At 44.2% G+C, this 26271-nt stretch carries 21 protein-coding genes; 16 read left to right on the top strand and 5 right to left on the bottom strand.

The features are described from left to right. Window positions 1–34: 34 nt before the first annotated feature. Window positions 35–1120 (top strand): nitrogen regulation protein NR(II), encoded by a 1086-nt coding sequence (gene glnL, locus J8L84_RS15640; protein ID WP_211071498.1) that lies wholly within the window; start codon window positions 35–37, stop codon window positions 1118–1120. Then, window positions 1110–2519: a nitrogen regulation protein NR(I) gene (gene glnG / locus J8L84_RS15645; protein ID WP_057789694.1), complete on the top strand. Its 1410-nt coding sequence runs from the start codon at window positions 1110–1112 to the stop codon at window positions 2517–2519. Before glnL ends, glnG begins: the two co-directional genes overlap by 11 nt. A gap of 115 nt (window positions 2520–2634) precedes the next feature. On the opposite strand, the gene J8L84_RS15650 is transcribed toward glnG, so the two are convergent. After that, on the bottom strand, window positions 2635–3774 hold the full coding sequence (locus J8L84_RS15650; RefSeq protein WP_211071499.1) for an HD domain-containing phosphohydrolase: 1140 nt from the start codon (window positions 3772–3774) through the stop codon (window positions 2635–2637). A gap of 232 nt (window positions 3775–4006) precedes the next feature. On the opposite strand from J8L84_RS15650, the gene J8L84_RS15655 reads away from it, so the two are divergent. From J8L84_RS15655 to J8L84_RS15680, 6 genes are all read left to right on the top strand, one after another. Continuing rightward, on the top strand, window positions 4007–4732 hold the full coding sequence (locus J8L84_RS15655; protein ID WP_211071500.1) for a 1-acylglycerol-3-phosphate O-acyltransferase: 726 nt from the start codon (window positions 4007–4009) through the stop codon (window positions 4730–4732). A gap of 30 nt (window positions 4733–4762) precedes the next feature. Continuing rightward, on the top strand, window positions 4763–5161 hold the full coding sequence (rraB, locus tag J8L84_RS15660) for a ribonuclease E inhibitor RraB (RefSeq protein WP_057789688.1): 399 nt from the start codon (window positions 4763–4765) through the stop codon (window positions 5159–5161). Window positions 5162–5274: 113 nt separating this feature from the next. After that, window positions 5275–6114, top strand: a complete 840-nt coding sequence (locus J8L84_RS15665; RefSeq protein WP_211071501.1) for a choice-of-anchor H family protein — start codon at window positions 5275–5277, stop codon at window positions 6112–6114. 183 nt (window positions 6115–6297) lie between these two features. Next, window positions 6298–7704: a sensor domain-containing diguanylate cyclase gene (locus tag J8L84_RS15670; protein ID WP_211071502.1), complete on the top strand. Its 1407-nt coding sequence runs from the start codon at window positions 6298–6300 to the stop codon at window positions 7702–7704. A gap of 142 nt (window positions 7705–7846) precedes the next feature. Continuing rightward, window positions 7847–9133, top strand: a complete 1287-nt coding sequence (locus J8L84_RS15675; protein WP_211071503.1) for a substrate-binding domain-containing protein — start codon at window positions 7847–7849, stop codon at window positions 9131–9133. A gap of 34 nt (window positions 9134–9167) precedes the next feature. Continuing rightward, entirely contained in the window at window positions 9168–11831 is a 2664-nt protein-coding gene (locus tag J8L84_RS15680; protein ID WP_211071504.1) for an ATP-binding protein, read from the top strand. Window positions 11832–11942: 111 nt separating this feature from the next. On the opposite strand, the gene J8L84_RS15685 is transcribed toward J8L84_RS15680, so the two are convergent. From J8L84_RS15685 to pepA, 3 genes are read right to left on the bottom strand one after another with little or no spacing between them, the layout of a single operon-like run. Further along, window positions 11943–14717, bottom strand: coding sequence for a valine--tRNA ligase (locus J8L84_RS15685; RefSeq protein WP_211071505.1), 2775 nt, complete (start codon window positions 14715–14717; stop codon window positions 11943–11945). 39 nt (window positions 14718–14756) lie between these two features. Continuing rightward, window positions 14757–15182 (bottom strand): DNA polymerase III subunit chi, encoded by a 426-nt coding sequence (locus tag J8L84_RS15690; protein ID WP_211071506.1) that lies wholly within the window; start codon window positions 15180–15182, stop codon window positions 14757–14759. A gap of 6 nt (window positions 15183–15188) precedes the next feature. Beyond that, entirely contained in the window at window positions 15189–16694 is a 1506-nt protein-coding gene (pepA, locus tag J8L84_RS15695) for a leucyl aminopeptidase (protein WP_211071606.1), read from the bottom strand. A 261-nt stretch (window positions 16695–16955) separates the two neighbouring features. Between pepA and lptF the strand changes: the two genes are divergently transcribed. Both lptF and lptG read left to right on the top strand, forming a co-directional pair. Then, entirely contained in the window at window positions 16956–18056 is a 1101-nt protein-coding gene (gene lptF / locus J8L84_RS15700; RefSeq protein ID WP_057789675.1) for an LPS export ABC transporter permease LptF, read from the top strand. Then, entirely contained in the window at window positions 18057–19118 is a 1062-nt protein-coding gene (gene lptG, locus J8L84_RS15705; protein WP_211071507.1) for an LPS export ABC transporter permease LptG, read from the top strand. Between the two features lie 187 nt (window positions 19119–19305). On the opposite strand, the gene J8L84_RS15710 is transcribed toward lptG, so the two are convergent. Continuing rightward, window positions 19306–19767 carry an RDD family protein gene (locus J8L84_RS15710; protein WP_348771845.1) on the bottom strand — a complete coding sequence of 154 codons (462 nt, stop codon included), beginning with the start codon at window positions 19765–19767 and terminating at the stop codon, window positions 19306–19308. Window positions 19768–20213: 446 nt separating this feature from the next. Here J8L84_RS15710 and J8L84_RS15715 point away from each other — a divergent pair, with 446 nt between their 5' ends. From J8L84_RS15715 to J8L84_RS15740, 6 genes are all read left to right on the top strand, one after another. Beyond that, entirely contained in the window at window positions 20214–20747 is a 534-nt protein-coding gene (locus J8L84_RS15715; protein WP_211071509.1) for a sigma-70 family RNA polymerase sigma factor, read from the top strand. Continuing rightward, entirely contained in the window at window positions 20744–21445 is a 702-nt protein-coding gene (locus tag J8L84_RS15720) for an anti-sigma factor (protein ID WP_211071510.1), read from the top strand. Before J8L84_RS15715 ends, J8L84_RS15720 begins: the two co-directional genes overlap by 4 nt. A 156-nt stretch (window positions 21446–21601) precedes the next feature. Beyond that, the gene (locus J8L84_RS15725; RefSeq protein WP_211071511.1) at window positions 21602–23182 is read left to right on the top strand and encodes a DUF4331 domain-containing protein; all 1581 of its coding nucleotides are present in this window, start codon (window positions 21602–21604) and stop codon (window positions 23180–23182) included. Between the two features lie 12 nt (window positions 23183–23194). Beyond that, window positions 23195–23695, top strand: a complete 501-nt coding sequence (locus tag J8L84_RS15730) for an Ig-like domain-containing protein (RefSeq protein ID WP_211071512.1) — start codon at window positions 23195–23197, stop codon at window positions 23693–23695. Between the two features lie 76 nt (window positions 23696–23771). After that, the gene (locus tag J8L84_RS15735; protein WP_211071513.1) at window positions 23772–24950 is read left to right on the top strand and encodes a hypothetical protein; all 1179 of its coding nucleotides are present in this window, start codon (window positions 23772–23774) and stop codon (window positions 24948–24950) included. 9 nt (window positions 24951–24959) lie between these two features. After that, a complete protein-coding gene (locus tag J8L84_RS15740) occupies window positions 24960–26114 on the top strand; it encodes a HupE/UreJ family protein (RefSeq protein WP_211071514.1) in 1155 nt (384 codons plus the stop codon). Window positions 26115–26271: the final 157 nt, after the last annotated feature.

Below are 26271 nucleotides of genomic sequence, written 5' to 3' on the forward strand. Positions count from 1 at the left end.
ATGCACCTATATAGTGCAGAGGAGATAAGCTCGGATGCAATCAACCGAGTTAGACACGCAACAATTTTTAAATAGCCTGAATACTGCGCTTGTAATGGTGGACGATAAGTTAAATATCGTTTACGCCAACCACGCAGGGGAAGCGCTGTTTGAAACAGGCAGAAAGCAACTGTGCGGCCATCGTCTTGATGACTTTTTCTTGCCTGGAAATATTGACACCGCTCGCTTACGCGCAGCACTAAGACACGGAGAAGACTTTACCGAAAACGAAATTCGCCTGTGTTTTAGAGACAACCGCAATGTCATGGTTGATTTAACCGTAACGAACTTGCAGTTAGAAGAAGGGGCTAGGCTACTCTTTGAAGTAAAAAAAATAGACCAGCAAAAAAGAATATCCCGTGAAAATTTACAAAACGCACAACATTATGCAGCGCGTGAACTTGTCCGTGGGTTAGCTCATGAAATTAAAAACCCGCTAGGTGGCATTCGCGGGGCGGCGCAATTACTTGAAAAAGAATTGAGTGAAGAGCATAAAGAGTTTACTCAGATGATTATTGAGCAATCTGATCGACTGAGAAATTTAGTCGACCGCTTACTTGGGCCAAATTCACTTCCTCGATTTAATTGGAGCAATGTGCATCAAGCATTGGAGCAAGTGAGAAGCCTAATGCGGGTTGACTCAGAAACCCCCATAACCATCATTCGTGATTACGACCCTAGTATTCCGCCACTGATGATCGACGCCGATATGATTCAACAAGCCGTGTTGAATATCGTTAGAAATAGCATTCAGGCGCTTACTGAAAGTGAAACACCTAACCCTCAAATTCGTTTAGTAACGCGGATTGAGCGACAGATGACAATTCAGGGAAACCGCCATGCGCTAATCGCTAAAATAAAAGTGATAGACAATGGCCCTGGTATTCCCTCTGAAATAAAAGACACGCTTTTTTACCCCATGGTGAGCAGTAAGCAAAATGGTTCCGGCTTAGGGTTATCGATATCGCAAACATTGATAAACCATCACGGCGGAAAAATAGATGTAGAAAGCCACCCTGGGCACACCGAATTCGTAATTTATATTCCGATAGACCGCAAGGAGACAGGCAATGACGAATGAGTCAGTATGGATTGTCGATGACGACAGTTCTATTCGTTGGGTGCTTCAAAAGGCCTTACAAACAGCAAGCATTGGATGCTTGTGTTTTGAAAACCCGCAAGATTTACTCCTTCAGTTACAAAGCGGTCAAGCGCCAGAAGTGATTATCTCTGATATTAAAATGCCGCAGATGGACGGTATGACACTGCTTAATGAAGTGCATGCCACCCACCCCATGATGCCTGTAATCATCATGACTGCGCATTCCGATTTAGACAGTGCGGTAAACGCCTATCAAAAAGGGGCATTTGAATATTTACCTAAACCCTTCGATATAGATGAAGCGGTCACGCTTACTCAACGTGCGCTAGCGCATGCAAGGGAACAGTCAAAAACGCAGCAAGCCCCGCAGGATGATCCGGAAACCGAAATTATTGGTGAAGCCCCTGCCATGCAGGAAGTGTTTCGAGCCATAGGTAGATTATCTCGCTCATCAATTAGTGTATTGATTAATGGCCAGTCTGGTACCGGTAAAGAGCTTGTTGCCCACGCTTTGCATCGCCATAGCCCGCGCTCTAGCAAGCCTTTTATCGCACTTAACATGGCCGCTATTCCCGCCGACTTGGTGGAGTCTGAGCTATTTGGCCATGAAAAAGGCGCGTTTACCGGTGCACAAAATGCGCGTCAGGGTCGCTTTGAGCAAGCTGATGGCGGCACCCTTTTTCTTGATGAAATAGGTGATATGCCGTTAGACGTTCAAACCCGCTTATTACGGGTATTGGCCGACGGACAGTTTTACCGTGTGGGCGGACACCAATCGGTGGCAGTAGATGTACGTATTATTGCCGCAACCCACCAGAATTTAGAAAAGCGTGTGGCAGATGGAAAGTTTCGTGAAGATTTGTTTCACCGTTTAAACGTTATACGTGTGCATCTGCCTTCCCTCTCTGAACGCCGTGAAGATATTCATTTGTTAGCGCGTCACTTCTTACGCCGAGCGGCGAAAGAGCTAGATGTAGAAGCAAAAAGCTTAAGCAAAGATGCTGAAAAGTTGATGGCTCAGCTTCCTTGGCCAGGTAACGTGAGACAACTCGAAAACGTATGTCGATGGCTAACCGTGATGGCCAGCGGACAAGAAGTTTTACCCAGTGACTTACCTCCTGAAATCCACTCTGACAGCAGCATAGAAAAGCCCGCTGCCGAAGCTGGAGATTGGCCAGATTTACTCGCCCGTTGGACCGACAAACAACTTCGCGATGGCAGATACAATATTCTAAATGACGCCATGCTTACGTTTGAAAAAATCATGTTGGAACGTGCCCTTCAGCACACTCACGGTCATAAGCAAGATGCCGCTAAGCGATTAGGTTGGGGCCGTAATACCCTTACTCGCAAGCTAAAAGAGCTAGGTATTACTTAGTTTACGCTAGGTTTTAAGACCTGTTAATACACAAAAGCCCGCTTTATTCATTGTGAAATAGCGGGCTTTTTTATGTTTGTTGAAAACAAGAAATAGGTTCGTTAGTAATCGGAGACTAGCCGCCTTTTTTCAACAAACTTGTCATCGCTTGGTTGAACAACCTCACCCACTGCATGCTAAATTGGCCTTTGGCACTGCGGTTAATTTCAATAACCGCCTCTTTCTTGGATAGTTGCTTTTCATCATTATGGGCCCGAGAATGTGTCATCGCATCATAAGTATCAACAATGGCGAGTAACTTAGCCCCATCACTAATATCTTCTTCTTTAAGGCCTAATGGGTAACCGGTACCATCAGTACGTTCATGATGCTGCATCACTATTTTACGCGCCAAATCCCATTGGTCTAAGTGTTCGAGCAAACGAGAGCTTTTATATACATGGGACCGCATTAAGTTAAACTCTATATCGGTTAATGCCTCGCTTTTATGCAAGAGCTTTAATGGCATGAATGCCATGCCAAAGTCATGTACATAACTGGCTACGGCTAGCTGAGATTCATCAATTGGTTTGCCCGCAGTGCTATTAATATATAACGCTAGCTTAGCAACCCTATCCCCTCTTCCTACCCAAAAATTTGAGCGTTTTTCGATAGTTTGCATAAGGTCGCGAAAGAAAAGCACATCCAGCTTCTTTTCATTACTCATGTCTTTGGGTATGCCCGACGTTGCCAATGTCGGCGGTTTTATTTGGATATTTTCAGGGTTGCTGTCATCGGTAATGACATCTAAAGCGGGGTTGAGTAACAAAACCGCCTCAGTAAGACGCTTCTCATGTTCATCACCATTATCCGGTGTAATTCGACTTATCGCCATGACCAACTGTTGGTGCAAGGTATCGTCATATTCGGCTTTTCCTTCAGCCATAACAGCTTCTACAAATGCCTTAACCCTATCCATGGTAAGTAACACCAAGTCACTCATGGTGCTGGTATACGACACCTGCCCTTTACGTAAGTAATCGAGTAAGTCTTCTACATGCTGAAGCAAGGGGATCATAGGTGAGAAATTCACTAACCCAAGGTCGCCTTTAATGGTATGGATTGACCGGAACAACGCACGTTGCAGTTCATTGTCTTCTGGACGAAGCTCTAATTCGATTAATGTCTGCTCACTTGATTCGTAAAGCTCATTGATTTCTTCCATTAAGTCACAAAGAATATCTTCTTCGAGGTCGTCAGGTACAAATGTCTGCATTATAGATACCGGGTTGGTGATGGTGAGGTTACGCTTTCTCTTATTGTAAGATGCTATCGACAAAGTTACCTCATACTAAAGTTAAGTATTTTAGATTAACTTACCTAATTTGAACGTATTTCTAGCTATACCATGGCAACAGCACCGCTAAAGCATCTATAATAACTCATCGGACAAGTGTACGCTGAAACTTACTTTATACTTCGCGCGTCATTTATATTCAGGAGCCACTTTGATTGCTTTACTACGCGTTCCCGCGCTTTTACTCACCTTTTTGCTAGTTAATATAGCCCTATTTGCAGTATGCATTTTTCGTCCTTTTCACAAAGACAACGTACATACGGCAGGCAAACTTTATTCATTAATGTCGTATGTGATGGGTTTAAAGGTGATTGTTCGAAAAGATTCAGCCGTAGACATAAAAGAGCCCTACGTATTTATTGCGAATCACCAAAATAATTACGACCTGATGACTATTTGTAAGGCCGCGTTACCGGGCGTGGTGACTATTGGAAAGAAAAGCCTTAAGTGGATCCCCATTTTCGGTCAAATTTATTGGCTATCAGGCAATATTCTCATTGATCGAAAAAACTCGGGTAAAGCCCGTAACACGTTAGATATCGCTGCCAACCGCATTGCTAAAAAGCGGACCTCAGTGTGGTTTTTCCCTGAAGGGACAAGAAGCTATGGTCGCGGTTTATTGCCTTTTAAACAAGGCGCATTCAGGCTAGCGAAAACCACTAATGAACCCATCGTTATGGTGACTGCCAGTAATCTACACAATAAAGTAAAGTGGAACCGATGGAACAACGGCGTAGTACTTATCGATATTAGTGCACCTGAACCACTTACCGACGACAAGCCACTTAAAGCGTGGATGCAGTATTTCAACGACCAGATGAAAAACAAGATGGCTGAGTTGGATGCTGAAGTCGCTGAAATGGAAAAAAGCAGGTAAACTTGCGAAAAATGATTGAGGTTTTGCGTTATGAGTCAGTTTGATGAAAGAGAAGAATGGTATTCCTTTAACGAGGAAACCATAGAAGCGCTACTAGAAGACGGTAGTCAGGCCGATGCCGAATACACCATTGAGCATCACTTTGCGAGTAACGACTTCGACAAGCTAGAAAAAGCCGCGGTTGATACGTTCAAAGCAGGTTTTGAAGTGACTGACGCAGAAGAGTTAATGCTTGATGATGGCGGTACAATTTTTTGTTTCGATGCTATCGTTGAGCGAGAGTTAAACCTTGAAAAACTCAATGCTGATTCCGATGCTTTACTTAAAATTGCTGACAAACAAGACGTTCAATACGATGGCTGGGGAACGTATTTCATGCCCCGCGGCGATGACGAAGATGAGTACGAAGACGATTACCTAGAAGACTAAATCTCGCAGTCTACTCCCTTTACTCAACACTACATTAAGGGTGGCTTCAGTTTTTGTTCATCTTATTTAATCAACAATGGCACCTGTCATTTTGATTAGAAAGGATGTTAACAATGAAATCACCCATTCAACCCCTAGCAAAGCTCTGCCTACTAGCCCTATTACCTTGCTCGTTGATTAACACTTCATACGCGGAACAAACGCTATCAAGTGACACTGTGTCTGTTGAATCAACGGAATATCGCTACGGCTCGGTTTACTCTCCTAATGAAGCATCTACTCAGGCTGCAATTAACGCGGCGGCCAAGGTCGCCACTACCAGCGCCATTAACAATATTAAAAGCAATAACGTTACAAAAGCTGACACGTTGGGATCGGCATCACTGGCTGAGAAAAAAGCGAAACGTGAAAGCCTTTTTAGCGGCACCAGTAAATCCTATGCCGAAGCACAGTCAATCACACTATTGCCCGATTATTGGATTTATGACAGCTGGGTGTCTTTAGATACTGATATTGATTATGACGGCTATTATTCTGAGTTTACCGTTGAGTTCGATGCAGATACTGCTTACGACAGTGCTCTTGTATATGGGGTTATTTACTTAGGTAGAAACGATCGGTACGAAGCCATTCATGTCACCTCAGAATTTGTGCTGTATGGCGAAGATTCTTCAGATGCTTTTGAGGTGGAAAGCCACTTGCTTTCAGGCTTCCCTGCGGCAGATTATGATGTGCTCATCGAACTATATGATGCCTACTCAGAGCAACTGGTCGCTTTTTCTGACGGATACGATGACGCCGACCTTGCTTACTTAAGTTTAGAAAGCGACAACCATGAGTATATCTACGAAGATACGGTCATAGTGGTTGAGGAACACGGCGGTAGCACCACTATCTTCGGTTTACTATTCATCGCCTTTGTTCTAGTAGCACGTAGAGGAGTTCAACGATAGTACGTTAGCGTTTACTAAAAAGACTTTCATTGAAAAGCGGTGTTTTATCCGTTTATTACTATACTAAAGTAGTAGAACAAAAAATAAGCATTATGCAATAAGGTCAGCCCGCATAATGACTTACGAACGTGGTTACCAATTGGTAACCACATCGATATGTTAAGTCGAGATGGTATACGTGCGATGAAAATTGAAAATGTAAACCTGATAAACCTTTTGGAACATGCGCATATTGGCGTAGTGATACATTCTTGGGATTCACAGATTATTTATGCGAATCCTGCCGCGATGAAACTTTTTAAAACATCTATTGATAGCTTAAAAAACAAGCACCATTTGGAAGATGGGTGGGAGTTTATAGACCGGCAAAATCGTCGATTGCATCCAGACGAATATCCGGTCAATAAAGTAATATCGCTCAATGTCTCTATTACTGATGAAGTGATAGGACTGGTTGACGAAACCAGTGCTGAAGTGTGTTGGTTAAGTGTAAGTGCTTACCCAGAGAATAGTAATGATGCAGGCTTTGTGGTGGTTTATTTTACTGAAATCACCGAAAAAATTGCCGCTTTCTCATTCCTCGATATCGTGCAAAGTGCACAAGACATGATTGTAGTTACCGAAGCTAAAGCCATTGATGGTCCTTTGTCGCCTAAAATCATTTACGTCAACGATGCGATTTGTAAATTGACAGGTTACTCTCGAGAAGAGCTCATAGGGGAAACACCTCGAATTTTCCAAGGCACGCTTACAGATAAAGAGGCAACCAATCGTATTCACAGCGCCCTTGCAGAGCAAAAACCCATTACTGAAACGCTCCTCAATTATACTAAAACCGGCACCCCCTACTGGGTTGAAATGAGTATATTCCCCTTGCGAAACCAACTCGGAGAAGTGACTCACTTCGCTTCGGTTGAACGAGATGTAAGTGCCGTTAAGTTTCAAGCCGAGCAACTGAACAGCCGTAACTTTGAGCTAAAAAATATTCGAGAAAATTTAGAAAACTTGGTAACCCAACGCACTAGAGAGCTTCGTAACGTTAACGTGAAACTTGAAAAGCTCGCCTATTTCGACCCTCTCACAGACATTCCAAACAGGCGGGCGTTTGAAGAGGCATTAGATAAATCTGTGCATTTCGCTCATCGTCATGGACACTCCCTATTAATCGGCATTGCCGATGTTGACCACTTCAAGAAACTCAACGATACCTATGGTCATGCCTTCGGTGATGATGTACTGATAGCTATTGCGAAGTCGATGAAACAATTTTTTCGTCAAGAAGATGGCATTGGCCGGGTGGGCGGAGAAGAGTTTGCTTTTTGCATGGTATTACCCGGCTCCCACGACCCCATAGATATTCTTGAGCGTCTCAGGAAGCGGGTTGAAGTAATTTCAAGTACACTTCCTGCACTTAAGGGGTACAACGTAACTATTAGCATTGGGGCGTATTATGTGAGCGAGATAAGCCCTAACCAAACAAAAGAGATCGTAAGCAAGGCTGATGAAGCACTCTACCGTGCTAAACGGGACGGAAGAAATCAGGTTTGCCTAGCTAAACAAGATAAAACAGAATTTAATTCAGTGAGTTAATCACATACTGGGAACAGGGATGTTGAGTTAATTTTTATCGTTCTTTTGTCTAAAGCTTTACTCATATTGGCAAATAATTTGGTAAATATCGAAAATCGATGCCAGAATAAAAATACTATAAAGAACAACTGGAATCGTTCTAATGCCACCCAGCCAACGTTTATCTTCTCGCCCTCGGCGTAGTTTTATCAAGGGAGCGGCAGCGCTAGGTGTAACGGCTGGTGTCACTGCCGGGGTAGCGCCTTTTGCTATTGGCAAACCCAAGCCAACGTTAAAAGTCATGGGTACTCATGTCACACTGCAAGAAGAAATCCGTCAACATGCAATGGCCGACCTAGGCATCAATATAGCGTTTCAGCCGGGTGGAAGCGCGACTGTACTTCAAAAAGCATCAATGAACCCTGATGCTTTCGATTTATATGAACAATGGTCAAACAGCATTAATGTTTTGTGGCGTTCAAAAGCTATTCAACCTATCGAAAAGAAAAAGCTTACCTATTGGGATGAAATAAACGATTTAACCAAAACAGGTAAAGTGACGGATGCAGCACGATTAGGCGCTGGTGATGCCCCTCATAAGATTATTAATGTACAAGCTGATGGCAGTTTGGGTGTAGAACATACAGACACCATTAGCTTCCTCCCCTATGTGCACAACGTAGACTCGTTTGGCTACAATACATCTCAATTTCCTGAACAACTGCAAAACCAAGAAGAAAGCTGGGGATGGCTACTCGATAGTCGGTTGTCTGGCAAAGTGGGGATTGTAAATGATCCCACCATTGGACTTTTCGACTTAGCGTTGGCGGCACAAGCAAAGGGCTACATTACATTTGAAGATATAGGGGCAATGACCACGCAAGAGCTAGATAACTTATTCAGTATTCTTATTGAGTTATCCCAGTTAAATCACTTCAGTGGCTTTTGGACATCAGTGCCTGAATCTGTGCAATTTATGAAAAGCCAACGTGTCTCTATAGAAAGCATGTTCTCTCCTGCGGTATCGGCGTTAAACAGCCAAAACATCCCCGTTAAATTTGCTGCGCCGAAGGAAGGTTACCGAGGCTGGCATGGGGTAATGTGTTTATCGTCAGCTTCACAAGGAAGAAGTAAAGATGTGGCTTATGAATATATGAATTGGTGGCTGTCAGGCTGGCCCGGGGCATTTATTGCTCGTCAGGGCTATTACATATCTAATCCAGAGCGTTCTGCAAAATATTTGTCGCAAGCCGAATGGGATTATTGGTACAAAGGGTTACCTGCGAGCGAAAACTTAAAAGGCCCGGCAGGTAAGGTTAGCGTTCAAAAAGGTGAACAGCGCTCAGGTGGAAGCTATGAAGATAGGTTTAGTAACATCGCAGTATGGAATACTGTCATGCCAACCTACGAATATAGCCTCCAAAAATGGTATGAATTTATTACGTCTTAACCCCATTGGTTAAGTCAAAGGCACTATAATAGCTATGCTGTCATCGATTCGAACGCAACTTATTCTCGTATTAATTGCTTTAGTCGCTCTGCTCTTAGTACAAGGGTATATTGCTAGAGAGAACCAATCTGTATTAAGTAGCGGCATGGCGGCATCGAGTCGTGCTGTGGTTGATGTAGGAATAGTTAAAGAACTCGAAAGAGATGTTATCGACTTACAGCGTAATGTACTTATCTACAAAGAAAATGCGAGCCAATCTGCGGTAACGCGTTTTGAAAGGTTGATGCTCTCTATCAATAAAAGGCTAGATGAGCTTGCCGATCCTGTTACCCAAAGCGGTGAGATTGACGATACCTATGTGCTGTCTCGTATGCATAAGCACCTTAGTGCCTACCAAGAAAATTTTCGCCAGGTTATTGATGCACGCTCTAGAAAAGACGACTTAATCATTGATGGATCATTGTCAGATTTATTGGCGATTAAGCGGCTATTTGATACTGCCAATGAAGACTTCGCCCTTCCTCAAAGTACCATTGATAAACTTAACTTCCACATTGCTAAAGCGGAAAATGCAATCCTTCTCTATTTGATGAAGCCTGATATGGCGTTAATCACTCAATTCAATGAAGCAATTACTGCAGTTAAAGCGATTACCATAAACAATCAGACGCTTCATAGCCAAGTGAATGAGTTACTTGAAAAGGCCGAAGCTGACTTATTTAAGCTAACACAAATAACCCAAGGGAATTTGTTTTTGGTTAATGTGGTTATGGCCGGTTCGGCGAATGAATTTTTATATTTAAGCGGCGAACTTGCCAATCAAGTAACATCGAAAACCGAATCTATTACTCACAACACCTATTTGGTAGCGCAAGAAACACAACGTAATGGTGAGATATTTTCACTGGTCGCCATTCTACTTGCGGTCATCGCCGCTATATTTACTACCTATCGTATTTTAGGCCCTATTCGTACCATTACCCACGTATTCAATCGGCTATCTGAAGGCCAAAACATTTCGAGTATTCCAGGCAACAGCCGCAACGATGAAATTGGAAACCTTGCTCGAGCCGCCCATGTATTTAGTGATAAAAACAAGCAAACAGAAAGGTTACTATCGGAAGCCCGTGGACTGAATGGCAGATTGGAATCCTTAAACTCAGAACTGACTGAAAGTAAAATTAAAGCTGAGCGAGCGACGGCCTCGAAGAGTATTTTCTTGGCCAATATGAGCCATGAAATTCGTACGCCCATGAATGGTATTATTGGCTTAATAGAACTTGCACAGCAACACCCAGTGCCTGATATTGTAAGTGGCTATCTTGATAAAGCCGCCTATTCAAGCCAAATTTTAATGAGCGTTATCAATGATATTTTAGATTTTTCCAAAATTGAAGCCGGTAAACTTAAAATTGAAGAAGTCAGTTTTTCCCTTCATTCTTTGTTCGATAATCTCATTGCTGTTATTGCCCTTAAAGCCAAAGAAAAGAACTTAGCCGTTCGTTTTATTGTGTCACCATCCATACCCCCCCAAGTTATTGGCGATCCGCTACGTATTGCGCAAATCATCATGAATATTGGAAGCAATGCGGTGAAATTCACCGAGCAAGGGCAAATTTGCATTCGATTTGATGGCAATATTAACGATAAAGGTAATTTGCTGTCCCTAACAATGAACATTGAAGATTCGGGTATTGGAATGAGTGAGCGGCAACTTGCTCGTATTTTTAACCCCTTTACTCAGGCAGATGACGCGACCAACCGCAAGTATGGTGGAACAGGTTTGGGTTTAACCATTGTAAAACAACTCACCGACTTGATGGGTGGCTCACTATCAGCCACTTCAGTAGAAGGTAAAGGCAGTACCTTTAGAATATCCTTGCCCCTTCGTGTATTTAAGAACCAGCCTGGTATTTTTGACCTTACGCCTCAGTTGCCCACATCCAGTGTGTACTTGACCTCTTCACCTCTTCTACCAGATATCTATCAGTCGGTAATACAGATAAGCCAAGCCAATATCATGGACATCAAAGCCGCCCAGTCCCTCGACTCTCTGCCTAAACACCTTATTGTTGATATTCCAAGCTTTAGCGTGTTTAAAGACAATATCCGCTGGTTACATGAGCTCGCGGACAAAGGCACCCATGTTGGCTTGATCATGGATACTGTAGGTAGTGCGCTGCAAGATAAGTACAACAGCCTGTGGAAAGGCCCGCTTATTATGCACCCTTTTACGCCTGCACAATTTGAACATTTCATGTCTATGGTAGTCAGTAATGAAACACGAAAAACCATGACTAAAAATGCAGATATCATTGAAGATATTAGCTTAGAAGGACATGTATTGTTGGTTGAAGATAACAATATAAATCAGATTGTTACCGGTGAAATGCTGAAAACCTTAGGGATTACGTTTGATATAGCAGAAGATGGCAATCAAGCGGTGCGCAAAATAGAAAACGCACCTCATTATGATTTGGTGTTAATGGATGTACAAATGCCCGTAATGGATGGTTATGAGGCAACAAAAGCCCTAAGAAAAGCGGGCTTTACTACCCTTCCCATTATCGGGCTCTCGGCTAATGCTATGAAAGAAGACAAACAAAGCGCTATCGATGTAGGCATGAACGACTATCTTACTAAGCCAATTAAACGCAAAGCCTTGGTAGATATGTTAAAGCGATACATGAATCACTAAAAGCATTCAAATGTTACGCGGTACATATTGTGTAACGAGTAATCAAAAAAAAGGTTGTCTTACGACAACCTTTTTTCGTTAGCTTGCTAGCCTTAATTTATTAAACCGTGGCTATAACGCAGCAATCGTCTCGTACTGTGCTTTAAGCTTCTCGAGCTGCTTCTCGCCTTCTTCCAGCTTAGCGCGCTCTTTCTCAATTACGGCGTCTGGAGCGTTGCTTACAAACTTCTCGTTACCCAGCTTGCCGCGTGTACGTGAAACGTCTTTATCCACTTTATCCATGGCTTTAGTGATACGAGCAAGCTCGGCATCTTTGTCGATAAGACCCGCCATTGGAATAAGTATTTCCATTTCACCGACTAGCGCTGTAGCACTCGCAGGCGCTTCTTCACCGTCTTTAAGGATAGTGACTGTTTCAAGCTTAGATAACTTGTCTAAGAAGGCTTTAGCAGCCTCTAAACGGCGGCTATCTTCCGCACTTACGTTTTTAAGTAAGGCATTAAGCGGTTTATTTGGAGAAATATCCATTTCACCGCGAATATTACGAATACCCACGATGAACTTCTTCACCCACTCAATATCGGCAAGCACGTGTTCATCTTGCTTAGCAGCATCTTGTACTGGGAATGCTTGCACCATAATGCTGGCATTCTCTTCAACCTGTAGCGCGCTTAATGGCACAACACGCTGCCAAATAGTATCGGTAATAAACGGCATTAATGGGTGCAACAAACGTAGCAAGTTTTCTAGTACGTTAATTAACGTATGACGTGTACCACGCTTCTCAGCTTCACTGCTAGCTTCGTTGCTAAGCACAGGTTTAGTCAGTTCTAAGTACCAATCGCAGAACTGGTTCCAAGTAAACTCATAAACAATATGCGCAGCAATGTCGAAACGGTAGTCTTCTAACGCTTTTTCAAACTCAACAAGGGTTTGTTGGAATTTAGCCCAAATCCAGCGATCAGCAATACTTAATACCATTTCGCCGCCATCACGGCCGGTATCGTGCTCTTCGGTATTCATCAGTACAAAACGTGATGCATTCCAAATCTTGTTACAGAAGTTACGGTAGCCTTCAACCCGCGCCATATCAAAGTTGATATCACGGCTGGTTGACGCCATTGCAGCAAAAGTAAAACGAAGTGCATCTGTACCGTAAGCATGAATACCATCTGGGAATTGCTTACGCGTACGCTTTTCAATTTTTTCAGCTAGCTTTGGCTGCATCATGCCTGAAGTGCGTTTTTTCACTAGCGTTTCAAGGTCAATACCGTCAATAAGGTCGATAGGGTCTAGTACGTTCCCTTTCGACTTAGACATTTTATCGCCATTCTCATCACGGATAAGACCGGTAATATAAATATCTTTAAATGGAATTTGGCCTGTGAACTTCTTCGTCATCATGATCATTCTGGCAACCCAGAAGAAAATAATATCGAAGCCAGTTACCAATACCGATGAAGGCAAGAAGGTTTCAAGCTCAGGTGTTTTTTCTGGCCAGCCCATGGTCGCGAACGGCCATAATGCAGATGAGAACCAGGTATCAAGTACATCATCATCTTGGCGAAGGGAAATGTCGTCCCCCAAGCTGTTTTTAGCACGAACTTCTGCTTCAGTACGACCCACGTATATGTTGCCGTTGTCGTCATACCATGCAGGAATGCGGTGTCCCCACCACAACTGACGTGAAATACACCAATCTTGAATGTTGTGCATCCACTGGTAGTAGGTTTTGTTCCAGTTTTCTGGCACAAAACGAATCTCGCCGCTTTCAACCGCTTCAATAGCAGGCTTAGCCAGTGACTCAACCGCAACATACCATTGGTCAGTAAGGTAAGGTTCGATAACCGCACCAGTTCTGTCGCCACGAGGTACTTTAAGCTTATGCGGTTCAATTTTAACCAATGCGCCTTGGGCGTCTAAATCAGCGACTATCTGCTTACGTGCATCGAAACGGTCTAGGCCGCGATAAGCCTCTGGCGACTCATCGTTAATTTTCGCATCGTCAGTTAAGATATTGATCATTGGTAGGCTATGGCGCTTACCCATGTCGTAATCGTTAAAGTCGTGAGCTGGCGTAATTTTAACGCAGCCTGTACCGAACTCTTGGTCAACATAGTCATCGGCAATAACAGGAATTAAACGGCCAGTAATAGGCAGTTTAATGTCTTTACCAATGTAAGCTTGGTAGCGTTCGTCATCAGGATGCACCGCTACTGCAGTATCACCTAGCATGGTTTCTGGACGGGTAGTCGCGACCACTAACTCACCGCTGCCATCAGCAAGTGGGTAGCGCATGTGCCACATGTGGCCATCTTCTTCTTCGTTTAGTACTTCTAAATCTGATACTGCGGTGTGCAGCACTGGATCCCAGTTTACCAAACGCTTACCGCGATAAATTAGGCCTTCTTCGTGAAGCTTTACGAAAGTTTCGGTTACCGCGTCAGACAACTTGTCGTCCATGGTAAACACTTCACGAGACCAATCAGGTGAGGTCCCTAAACGGCGCATTTGACCGGTAATGGTTCCGCCACTGTGCTCTTTCCATTCCCAGACTTTTTTGATGAAGTCTTCACGACCTAAGTCATGACGGGTTTTACCTTCTGCATTTAATTGGCGTTCTACCACCATTTGGGTAGCAATACCCGCGTGGTCGGTACCCACTTGCCATAGGGTGTTGTCACCCTTCATGCGGCGATAGCGGGTTAAGGCATCCATAATGGTTTGTTGAAAACCGTGCCCCATATGAAGGCTACCGGTAACATTAGGCGGTGGAAGCAAAATACAATACGGATCGCCGCTGCCCGATGCTTTAAAAAGGCCCGAATTTTCCCATTTTTCATAGCATTGCTGCTCAATGGACTGTGGTTCGAAGGTTTTATCCATTACTTACTCTCGTTGTGAAGCTCGATTCTGATGTGATCACTAGGCAGTTTTCTTAAACTGCATATTACATCCGGCTTGCTGGTAGTTCTTATATCGCACCCGCGCAGCCTGTTTGGCTTCGTCATCTACGGGAACAAAATCGATAATTTGGCGATGTTGATTTGGCGAAGGCACCATACCCGAACCAACGTTGACCACCATTTGACGGCGGGCAACCTGCTCGGGTTGCCAACAAATTTCCACCGGCGTGCCGCTTTGTGGCCCTTCACCATATAGGTTGTGGGGAACAAAGCGATTAGCTGGCAGTTGCCATAAAAATTCATCAACTTCTTCGGCTTGCTTTTGCGTATCGCATAACACGCTTATCTTTTGCTTGTTCGCAAAAGCATCTGCAATAAGTTCGCTCGCACGAGACGCCACACTGGTGTCGCTCGCACTTAGTTGATAAAACACGACTTGAGGCATCGTGCGTTAGTCCTCTAACTTGGTGCCAGCGCGGTTCATTAAGAACTGCGATAACATAGGAACAGGTCGCCCTGTTGCACCTTTGTTCTTGCCACTGCGCCATGCAGTACCGGCAATATCTAAGTGTGCCCAGTTATATTTCTTGGTGAAACGAGACAAGAAACACGCCGCGGTAATGCTGCCTGCCGGACGCCCACCTAAGTTAGTCATATCAGCAAACGGGCTTTCAAGCTGTTCTTGGTAATCATCCCACACGGGTAAACGCCATGCGCGATCTGAGCTTTGCTCAGAGGCATTTAGCAGTTCATGGGCAAGCGGGTTGTGCGTGCTCATTACGCCAGTTGCATGGTGGCCTAGCGCAATAATAACGGCGCCGGTTAGGGTAGCCACGTCAATCACTAACTCTGGCTCGTAGCGCTCAACGTAAGTTAACGCATCACAGAGTACTAAGCGCCCTTCTGCATCCGTATTTAATACTTCAACAGTTTGGCCTGACATGGTGGTTAGGATATCGCCTGGACGATATGCGGTACCATCTGGCATGTTTTCACAGCCGGCTAATACACCAATTATGTTAATCGGTAGGTTTAACGCGGCAATAGTATGCATAGTACCAAGTACACCAGCTGCTCCGCCCATGTCGTATTTCATTTCATCCATGGCTTCGCCAGGTTTAATCGAAATACCACCTGAGTCAAAAGTAAGCCCTTTACCCACCAGCACAATTGGCGCTTGATCGGCTGGACCGCCACGGTGATGCATAATACTCATCATGCTTTCGTTTGCAGAACCACGGCCCACAGCTAAATAAGCTTGCATGCCTAATTCAGCCATTTGGGTTTCATCCACAACTTCAGCACTTATGCTTTCGTACTGGCTAGCTAATGACTGCGCTTGCTCCCACAAATAAGCAGGGTTACAGATATTCGGCGGCATGTTAGCCACGTCTTTGGTTACTTTCGCGCCGCGAGAAATAGCGAGCCCGTGTTCTACTGCACGCTCACCCACGGTGAGTTCGCGGCGTGTAGGTACGTTAAATACGATTTTACGTAACGGACGACGTGGCTCACCTTTCTTAGTTTTAAGTTGCAAGAAGGTATACAAAGAATCTTCGGTAGCTTCAACGGCCTGGCGCACTTTCCAATACGTGTCGCGCCCTTTTACGTGTAATTCCGTTAAGAAACACACCGCTTCCATCGAGCCCGTTTCATTTAGGGTAGTAATGGTTTTGGCAATAATTTGCTTGTATTGGCGCTCATCAAGTTCGCGCTCTTTTCCGCAACCCACTAGTAATACGCGCTCACTCAGTACATTTGGTACGTGGTGCAGCAATAGCATTTGCCCAGCTTTCCCTTCTAGGTCGCCGCGGCGTAATAAGTTGCTAATATAACCTTCACTGATTTCGTCTAGTTGTTCAGCCACCGCGGTAAGGCGGCGCGGCTCGAAGACCCCGACAACAATACAGGCACTGCGTTGTTTTTCCGGACTGCCACTTTTTACACTAAACTCCACGATATCACCTCGTTTTTCGTCGTTTAAGATTTGCATGCTGACTAAATTCACATAACGTTTCGCGCTGCTTTATGTTTTAATACGCAGCCATACTTGCATGCTAGCTGCGAATGACGCAATGTTGACGTAAATTATGTCAAATTTGCTTCGCCACACCATGCAATTAATTTTATGATTGCAGGCAAAACTTGTAAAAACGGTAAGTTTACTCAAAATTGTGGTTTCTTTCACTAAAATTCCAAAGTTTCCGGTAGGACTGAGATGTTGATATTCCGCTATTTGCTTAAGGAAACCCTTAAGTCTCAGTTAGCCATATTCTTCATTCTAATGGCGATATTTGTCACCCTTAGATTTGTACGTGTGCTTGGTGATGCCTCAGACGGCGATATACCAGCAGGACTAGTACTTGGCTTTCTTGGGCTCTACGCCCCTATTCTCGCATCACTCGTGCTGCCTATCAGTGCTTATTTAGGCATTATGCTTGCCCATGGGCGGCTGTATGTAGACAGCGAAATGACCGTCATGCGTGCATGCGGTATCAGTGAGTGGTACATCACCCGGGTAATGTTGTTCTTATCTGTACTCATTATGATAGTAACGGGGGCCATTACCCTCTACTTTGCCCCTATGGCGGCTGAAAACGAATACCAACTTAGGGAAAAAGCCCGTAATGAGGCGGGCCTTTCTGCCATTATCCCTGGTCGCTTCCAACAAACCGGTAATGCAAAAGCGGTTATTTTTGTTCACGACATTGATACTGACGACCAATTACGCCGCGTGTTTTTATCGCAAAATAAAACTGAAAATGGTGAAAATCAGGTTCAAGTGGTTTACGCGCAAACCGGGCAAGTGGCCAGCAACCCAGACGGCACTCGAAACTTGGTGTTAAAACAAGGGGTGCAGTACGAAGGTCAACAGTCGCAAAAAAGCTACCGGAAGGTAGAGTTTGATGAGTACCAAATTCAAATAGCAGACAAGCCCGCAGAGGAAGCAAGGCGCAAGGTAAGCGTATTGCCCACTACCGAATTATGGGGTGATGAGTCGATAGAAGCCCGTGCAGAGTTACAATGGCGTATTGCCATTCCACTTTCACTGCCCTTCTTGATTTTAATTGCCGTGCCCTTGAGTGCTGTAGATCCTCGCCAAGGTCGATTTGGAAAAATGTTCCCCGCTATACTGCTCTATCTTGGCTACTTTTTGTTGTTACTCGCCAGCAGACGAGTCCTAGAAGACGGCAAAATACCGCCTCAACTTGGACTGTGGTGGGTGCATACCATCATGCTATTTATTGGGGTTGCGCTAATTGTGCGAGACAGAAAAACAGGCACCCAATTTAGGGCCTGGATATTGGGGAAAAAATAGATGTTTAAAATCCTCGATTTATATATTGCTCGCACGCTGTTAGGTACAGTAACGGTTACTTTATCGGTCCTTATTGGCTTAAGCGCTCTTATTAAATTTGTAGAGCAACTGCGTAAAGTAGGCGAAGGCGACTACGACATGATGGTGGCGTTCCTTTACGTGGTGCTTAGCTTACCAAGAGATTTAGAACAGTTTTTCCCTATGGCAACCCTGCTAGGTGGATTAATTGGTATGGGTGTACTTGCCAGCAACAGCGAGCTTGTTGTTATGCAAGCAGCGGGCATGAGTAGATGGAACATTATTGTCTCTACCATGAAGTCTGCCACTATTATGATTTTATTGGTGATGGCGGTGGGCGAATGGGTAACACCGTTCAGTGAATCTAAAGCAAAACAAATTCGCACCGAGGCCATTTCAGGCGGTAGCTTGTTCTCTTCAGAGCAACTGGTTTGGGCAAAAGATGGCGAGCATTTCGTGAGTATCGGTGAAGTGCTGAGCAGCGATTCACTTAAAGACATCAATATTTTTGACTTTAACGACGACCTTTCACTTGAAAGTATTACCTATGCTAAATCGGGTAATTTCGATGGCAGTGAGTGGCGCTTAAACGATGTAGACGTTACCCGTTTTAGTGAAACTGCGGTAACGCTAGATAATGAAAAAAGCATGCAATGGAACTCGACGTTAACGCCAGATAAGTTGGGTATTGTGGCGGTAAAACCTGAAGCCCTATCTATTTCTGGTTTGCTAGATTACGTGGGCTATTTAGCCAATAACGGGCAAGATCCATCACGCTATGAGTTGGCACTGTGGCGTAAAATATTACAGCCTGTGTCAGTAGGGGTAATGCTGTTAATGGCCCTGTCGTTTATCTTTGGGCCATTACGAAGCGTTACCATGGGCGCCCGGGTGATCATGGGCGTACTAACGGGCTTTGGCTTCTTTATCTTAAATGAAGTGTTTGGCCCGCTTAGTTTGGTTTATCAAATTCCGCCGTTTTTAGGGGCTTTACTACCTAGCTTATTGTTTGCGGCCATTGCCGCTATTATGCTGCGGAAGTAGTCTAATTTCAGTAGCATAATTTAAAATCGCCTAGTTTGAGTCGCTTAAATTAAGCGTTTGGTTGAATCAGCATAAGTTAAAGCGGATTAGGCGTTGAATTACCAGACACTAAGTTCTACCGTTCAATAATGGATACAAAAAAGGGAAGCACTGCTTCCCTTCCTTAAATCTGTAAACTGGATTTCGCTTACCAGCTTTTATGGTCGTTACTTTCTTTCGTCAATTTAAGTACTTGGGTTTGCGCCAATCTATCTTGCAACGACTGCTTGTGCTTAAAATCAAAAAGTACTAACAACGTGCCTAATCCCCCTAATGATGCCACTAAGCGGATAATCAGACGCGGCCATGTCATGGGCGCATCTACCGTACTAAAGATACGCAGTCGCCATGCACGCATGCCCAAGGTTTGCCCACCTCGCTTCCAAAACCATAAAAAGAAACCAACTACCCACAAACCAACCCATACCTGGATAAGTAATTTATACCCCGTCGATGCCTGAATTAATTCAGCAGGTTGCTCATAACCTTGTAAATCTAACACACCGTTTGAAAGCAAAACGATAAGCGTCACTATTACCACCATAGCTGCACACATCCCCACTGCTACAGCAACCAGAGTATCGTAAATCATGGCAGCTAAACGGCGAATAAACCCTGCTCGCTCAGAGGAAGAGCTTAACTCGACAGCTTCATTTTCGGTGTGTTCTTCACGCTTATTTACTTTTTTAGTCTTGCGCGCGGCACGTGACGCTTTGTTGTTACTTTTGTTCAAAATACTTCCGATACAGTTCAATACCGCGCTAGTGTGCCACAACGCTGACAAGGCATAAATAACCGATAGTGAAACAGGGCTAGTTTTAATACTTAGTAATGTGTACTGCTAAGCCGTAATCGATTAGAAACAGCTGTAGGGTGAAGCTCACAAAGAAAATTTGTACTTTTTGCATCTAATTACAGGTGGTAAACGTTTAATAACATGTAAACACAAATAATCGATCGAAAAAATTCTTGTGTCTATACCCTGATCAGAGTTCCGATGCTTAAGGCCATTTAATTTCTAAATGTCATGTATGGCTCGGTAAAGAAGGATACTTTATGGAACATGAAACCTTGTTTCCCCTACTGTGTGAAACAGCGAATGGCAATAAAGCCGCTTTTGCTGAGCTATACAAATTAACCAGCCCTCAGCTATATGCTGTGGTGTTAAAGCTTTTAAAGCGGCCGGAACTAGCCGATGAAGCCACCCAAGATGCGTTTATAAAAATATGGCATAACGCAGGCAGTTACCAACGAGGTAAAGGTACGGTATTGACTTGGATGGTAAGCATTGCGCGCTACCGCGCATTAGATTTAATGCGCTATCACAATGTGCGAAACGAAGTTGAATTGGATAACGAAGCGCCTCAATTAGATGAGTCTTCTAACAACGTTCGGATGAATACCGAGCAAGATAAATTAGCCGAATGCTTGGATGAATTGGACCACTCCCAACGCCAAGCCATACAACTAGCTTATGTAAACGGACTTTCCCATCAAGAAGTTGTGAACCATTTGTCGTCGCCTCTGGGCACTATTAAAAGCTGGATCCGACGTGGCCTTCAAAGCTTACAAAGGTGTTTGTCATTATGAATTATTTAAAAGAAGAACGGTTAAACGCACTTGCGGCCGAATATGTGGTGGGCACCTTACGGGGCAAAGCGCGTTTACGCTATCAAAAGTTATTGATGCAGTACCAAATCGTAGGTGAAACCACAGCGAAGTGGGAAGAATACTTAGCGGGCTTTTCAGATGGCATTACTCCCGTAGAACCTCCTCATGCGGTGTGGGAGCAAATTCAGCGCCGTCTTGATCACGGCAATTCAACAAAACCAGCATCTAACGTGCTTGAATTTGAACAAGCAAAGCAGGCTAGGTGGCGCTATTTCTCTTTCTTATCTACCGCTGCTGCAATGATATTTGCAGTACTTCTTGTCGTAATGATGCCGGTAGCTGATGAAGAAATTTCACATGTTGCCGTTGTTAATAATGCAGACAACGCACCTTTGTGGGTAATAGAAGTATCTGAGTCTACTATGGATGTAAAAGTAACCAGCGCATTTGCTGCGATTACCGACAAAGACTATGAGTTATGGATGGTGCCCGAAAATGGCGAAGCCCCTATTTCGTTAGGCTTGTTGCCTGAATCTGGCTTTGAGCATTTTGCGACGAATGCCATATTACTTAATGGCAGTATTGCAGCGCTTGCCGTGAGCTTAGAAGCACCCGGCGGTTCCAAAACCGGCGCGCCTACTGAAGTGCTATACATAGCGCCGTTGGTTTCCGTTTAATAGCGAAGACGTTTTAAAACACACTGACAAAAGCCGGCGTTCAAGTCGGCTTTTTTATGTTTGATAAAAAGGTTTTAAATAAAAGTAAATTATTTTGCATCCAACTTCCCATCCGAATCGTTTGGCTTTATGAACTCACTCACTAAGAGACATAATATGATTTCGATAAAACGTTCAGTAGTTGCTGTATCTTGCGCACTTATTGCCGCAGGCGCAGTGGCTTCAAGCCATCGTGAAGCACCTAATATTACACGTCACCCTGCTTTAGACAGTACCGACTTTTACGCATTTAATAGCTATGAAGAAGGACGTGAGGGCTACGTGACTTTCATCGCAAATTACATTCCACTGCAAGATGCCTACGGCGGCCCTAACTATTTCGCCATGGATCCTAACGCGCAATACACTATTCATATCGACAGCGATGGCGATGCAGTAGAAGACATTAGTTTTGTTTTTGAGTTTCAATCTATGCTTGCCGCAGAAAACGAAGGCATTGCATTGCCTATTGGCGCAGCTGGCGAAGAAAAAATGGTGAAGGTCCCGTTAAAGAATATCGGCCCAGTCAGCGCAGACGATCAAAGCGCCGCTAATTTTTCAGAAATGTATAGCTTAACTATGGTGTCGGGCGACATGCAAAGCGGTGAGCGAACTACGCTAACCCCAAATGCTGGTGATATGTTTACCAAACCGCTCGATTACATTGGTAATAAAACCTTCACCAGCGAAGCAGAATACGCTCGTTATGCTGAAAGCTTTATCTATTCGTTTTCGATACCTGGCTGTGATGATATGGCGAAAGTATTTGTCGGTCAACGCAAAGATGCCTTTGTGGTAAACCTAGGTAAAACTTTCGATTTGGTTAACTACGTCCCCGTTGAAGGCGACAGCGCCCCTGGCGCTGGTGATGGAGGCGGCTTCCCCGGCGGTATCACCCAAAGTAATGACAACGATGATTTGGCCGATAAAAATGTGACGTCGATATCTGTAGAGGTGCCTTCTACCTGTGTGACTGGTGATGGAAACGGCGTAGTAGGAAGCTGGACAACAGCAAGCCTTCCGCAAGCCCGTATTTTAAACCCTGATGCTACCTTTGCATCGCCAGAAGCAAATGGCGGCGCGATGACCCAAGTATCTCGCTTAGGCAGCCCATTGGTTAACGAACTGGTTATCGGTATTGGCGATAAAGACACCTTCTCTAGTGCCCACCCAAGTGATGACGGCCAGTTCGCTGATTATGTTACCCACCCTGCACTACCAGAATTACTAAACATCTTGTTTAAAGATGCAGTGAACACAACGTTAGGAACATCAATTGAAACCTTAGCACCGACTAATTTCCCTAGAAACGATTTAGTTGCTGCATTCTTAACAGGTTTCCCTAGCGTTAACCAACAGGCCACGGTAACGGCGTCTGAAATGCTTCGTTTAAATACAGGCATTCCAGCAACACCTGCAGCCGATCAATCTGCATTTGGTGTAGCAGGCGACGATTTAGCTGGCTTCCCGAACGGAAGAAGACCAGGCGATGATGTGGTAGATATTGCTCTTCGTGTGGTAATGGGGCGCTTGTGTTATCCCATCCCAGTAAATGGTGAAGATACTGCTCTAGGCCTGTGTACTGAAGAAGATGCAAGCGTAGGTAATGTTCCATTCACTGATGGTGCGCCAGTTGATGCCAGTATGACTGATGCGTCATTCCCTTACCTTAAAACACCTATTGCGGGTTCTGAATAAGGAGTGATGATTATGAACAACACTCTTTTAAGAGGCTTAGTGTTAGTGGGCGCAGTAAGCGCGCTTACTGGATGCTTTGATAATGACGATGATAAGCCAGAAGTAAACGTAGCACCGGTAGCTGAAGATGCCATGTTCACTACCCAGGCAGATATTGCGTTTACCGACATGCTAAGTGCAAGTGATGCTAATGGCGACGCGTTAAATTATACGCTAGCCACAGACAGCGAAAACGGAACCACAACGGTAACAGCAGACGGTGATTTTACTTATACACCGAATGCGCAGTTTACCGGTACTGACTCTTTTGTTTTCAGTGTATCTGACGGCGTAGCCGATGCTGACACAGGTGAAGTCACTATTACTATAGATGCGCAACAAGTCTCGTTTTCAAGCTATACACGAGATGCGTTTACTCAAGAGGCGACTGATGAGCCCCTTCCGGTTAACGGAAGAGAATTCACTCAGGATGCCGAAGAAAGTAGTTTTGATGATTTACTACCTCAACAGTAAATAGCAGTAGCGCCATGGATGGCGCTCTTTTTTAAGGTTGCTTACCTTACGCTTATCAAACCTAGGAGATTAGGCAATGAGATTATTGACTCGGCTTGTCGCGTTTAGTGCTTTATGCACCTTGTGTTTATCGGCCTATGCGTTTGACGATGAGACTTCACCTAAAGACACACCTAGCAATATGCAAAGCGATATGGTTATTGCAACATGGCATGCACAGCCTCAAGCAAAAATGACCGTAGCACTCGCGCAAACCATACTCAATAAAAGCCGTTACCCCGATGCTACCGGCAATGAAAGACAGCAGGTAATGCGCTTCATCCATTATCAAAAACAGCAAAAAAATTCGCTTTCAGCCAGCACGCAAATTCAGCTGAAGGTGTTAGAAGCTAGGGTGTTGCAAGGCACCCACCAATTTAGCGAAGCTGAAGCTATTTTAAACAAAATCAAATCGCCTCTTTATGCCCCAGCTTTATTGCTACTAGCAGACATCAACATACAACAAGGCGCCCCCGCAGCGGCCAAAAACTTATGCCAACAACTAATTGGTAAAACCAGTTATTTGTTAGCCTTCACGTGTATTTTAAATGCCGAGTTCACACTAAATACCAATACTGCTAGCTACGAGAAATTACTAAATCTTGAGGCATTTGCCGAGAAATCTCGTGTAGAAAAGCCCTCAATAGAAAAAACTCGTTTAGAAAACCCTAACGCTAATAACACTGCGCAAGCGGCTGCGAGCGAACGTTTGTGGTATTACGAAACCTTGGCAGCAATGGCTTATACCCTGAATAAACCCGAGGCAACACTTTTACACCTGAAAAAAGTAGACGCACAAAAACTGCCCGTAAGCGCATTGCTGCTATGGGCTGATGCAAAGCTCAAACTTTCGAAACCCCAAGATGTCATTCAAAGGTTTACCGCAATTCAGGCTGCCTCGAATCGCACATCCTACAGTACAGACAAGAACATAGACGATGGTTTATTGCTTCGCTGGGCAAAAGCAGAAAGACAATTAAGTCTTCATGATACTGAAATTCAAAAGCAATTAGCTGATAGAATGGCCTTACGTACTTGGCGAGAAGATGTGTCTCATGCAGCGCAAGTGGCTAGTTACTTTTTAGATATTGACTATAAACCTGCTATAGCCCTGAAGTTCGCTAGGCTAAACTGGCAAGCGGCTCAAACACGAAGTGACGCAAGGTTACTTGCGCGAGCTGAAAGCGCCGTGGCCACATCATCTACATTAAATTAAAGAACATATATGAAAGCATTTGTAGTTACTCTTTTATTGTCATTTATTGTTATGAACGCAAGCGTTGTAAACGCCCACGAACTTAGTAGCGGGTATTTAACGCTAAACGCAGGCGAAGAAAACACTTACAGCGGCGAGCTTTTGTTAAAGCCGGATGATATTGGGCAAGTAGCAGGGCTAGATACTAACGGCAATGGCGCACTAACGTGGGGTGAAATTCACCAAAACCAGTCTTTATTAGAGAAATATATAGCAAATGTACTAAGCATTCGAGTAGATGACTCCCCCTGTAAAATTAGCCTTAGTATGCCAAATATCAGAAGTGTTTCCGGTGACTCTTACTTGGTTTCACCTATTAAAGTCATGTGTAAATCATCTGGCACACTCGGTATTCGCTATGACGGTATTTTTGAACATAGCCCTACTCACAAGCTTCTAGTGAACGTAAATCTTGCGGGTCAGTCAGGAAGCCGAACACAAAACAGCTCGCAAAGCAGCACAGAGAACACATCAGTTACCAGCGTACTTGATATTGATAACCGCAGCGTGACTTATGATGCTGTCACTACGTCGCTAACCGCACTGTTCATTTCGCTAGTGTACGAAGGGGTATGGCATATATTTATTGGCATCGATCATATCTTATTTCTCGTGGCCACCTTGCTTACGGTTAACCTAGTAAGAGAACAAAAACGCTGGCAAAAAGAACCTTCAGCCTCTCGAGTACTAAAGCATACGGTAATTTTAGTCAGCGCATTTACGCTTGCACACTCTATTACCTTAACCGCTACCGCACTTGATTTTATTGCGCTGGATAGCCGTTTAGTGGAGCTTGGTATTGCTATTTCAGTACTGCTAACGGCCCTTAACAATATTTACCCACTGATTGTGCGATTAGGTATTATCACCTTTGCTTTTGGTTTATTACACGGAATGGGGTTTGCCAGCGTATTTGCCGATTTAAATGCCCAGTCAAATAACCTTGTGCTGAGTGTGGCTGCATTTAACATTGGTGTTGAAGTGGGTCAATTAGCCATTGTGACCGTGCTACTTCCTTTACTATTGTGGCTGCGACATTTCGCGTTTTATGCCAAAACCTTGATGCCACTGGTATCATCAGTCATTGCCATCATTGCCATTAACTGGACGATTCAGCGCTGGTAGGTGTCTTCAAGGTAAGCCTTTTCTATCAGACCGCTTAGCACTGGTGTTAGGCGGTGCTTTTTGGATGCCATATCAAACGCACATCAAATGTCACAAATGTAACCTTAATTGCACCTAACGCTTCTCACGCATAACCTTTGCCTCTTCGCGCTGGCCA

This window comes from Alteromonas sp. MMG017, assembly GCF_018100795.1.
Taxonomy (GTDB): domain Bacteria; phylum Pseudomonadota; class Gammaproteobacteria; order Enterobacterales; family Alteromonadaceae; genus Alteromonas.

Coding starts and splice junctions, on each gene's coding strand:
- J8L84_RS15665 (WP_211071501.1), top strand. CDS start 5,275: ATGAAATCACCCATTCAACCCCTAGCAAAGCTCTGCCTACTAGCCCTA.
- J8L84_RS15685 (WP_211071505.1), bottom strand. CDS start 14,717: ATGGATAAAACCTTCGAACCACAGTCCATTGAGCAGCAATGCTATGAA.
- glnG (WP_057789694.1), top strand. CDS start 1,110: ATGACGAATGAGTCAGTATGGATTGTCGATGACGACAGTTCTATTCGT.
- J8L84_RS15735 (WP_211071513.1), top strand. CDS start 23,772: ATGAGATTATTGACTCGGCTTGTCGCGTTTAGTGCTTTATGCACCTTG.
- J8L84_RS15740 (WP_211071514.1), top strand. CDS start 24,960: ATGAAAGCATTTGTAGTTACTCTTTTATTGTCATTTATTGTTATGAAC.
- glnL (WP_211071498.1), top strand. CDS start 35: ATGCAATCAACCGAGTTAGACACGCAACAATTTTTAAATAGCCTGAAT.
- J8L84_RS15720 (WP_211071510.1), top strand. CDS start 20,744: ATGAATTATTTAAAAGAAGAACGGTTAAACGCACTTGCGGCCGAATAT.
- J8L84_RS15680 (WP_211071504.1), top strand. CDS start 9,168: ATGCTGTCATCGATTCGAACGCAACTTATTCTCGTATTAATTGCTTTA.
- J8L84_RS15670 (WP_211071502.1), top strand. CDS start 6,298: ATGAAAATTGAAAATGTAAACCTGATAAACCTTTTGGAACATGCGCAT.
- lptF (WP_057789675.1), top strand. CDS start 16,956: ATGTTGATATTCCGCTATTTGCTTAAGGAAACCCTTAAGTCTCAGTTA.
- J8L84_RS15715 (WP_211071509.1), top strand. CDS start 20,214: ATGGAACATGAAACCTTGTTTCCCCTACTGTGTGAAACAGCGAATGGC.
- J8L84_RS15725 (WP_211071511.1), top strand. CDS start 21,602: ATGATTTCGATAAAACGTTCAGTAGTTGCTGTATCTTGCGCACTTATT.
- J8L84_RS15730 (WP_211071512.1), top strand. CDS start 23,195: ATGAACAACACTCTTTTAAGAGGCTTAGTGTTAGTGGGCGCAGTAAGC.
- J8L84_RS15690 (WP_211071506.1), bottom strand. CDS start 15,182: ATGCCTCAAGTCGTGTTTTATCAACTAAGTGCGAGCGACACCAGTGTG.
- rraB (WP_057789688.1), top strand. CDS start 4,763: ATGAGTCAGTTTGATGAAAGAGAAGAATGGTATTCCTTTAACGAGGAA.
- J8L84_RS15650 (WP_211071499.1), bottom strand. CDS start 3,774: ATGCAGACATTTGTACCTGACGACCTCGAAGAAGATATTCTTTGTGAC.
- lptG (WP_211071507.1), top strand. CDS start 18,057: ATGTTTAAAATCCTCGATTTATATATTGCTCGCACGCTGTTAGGTACA.
- J8L84_RS15675 (WP_211071503.1), top strand. CDS start 7,847: ATGCCACCCAGCCAACGTTTATCTTCTCGCCCTCGGCGTAGTTTTATC.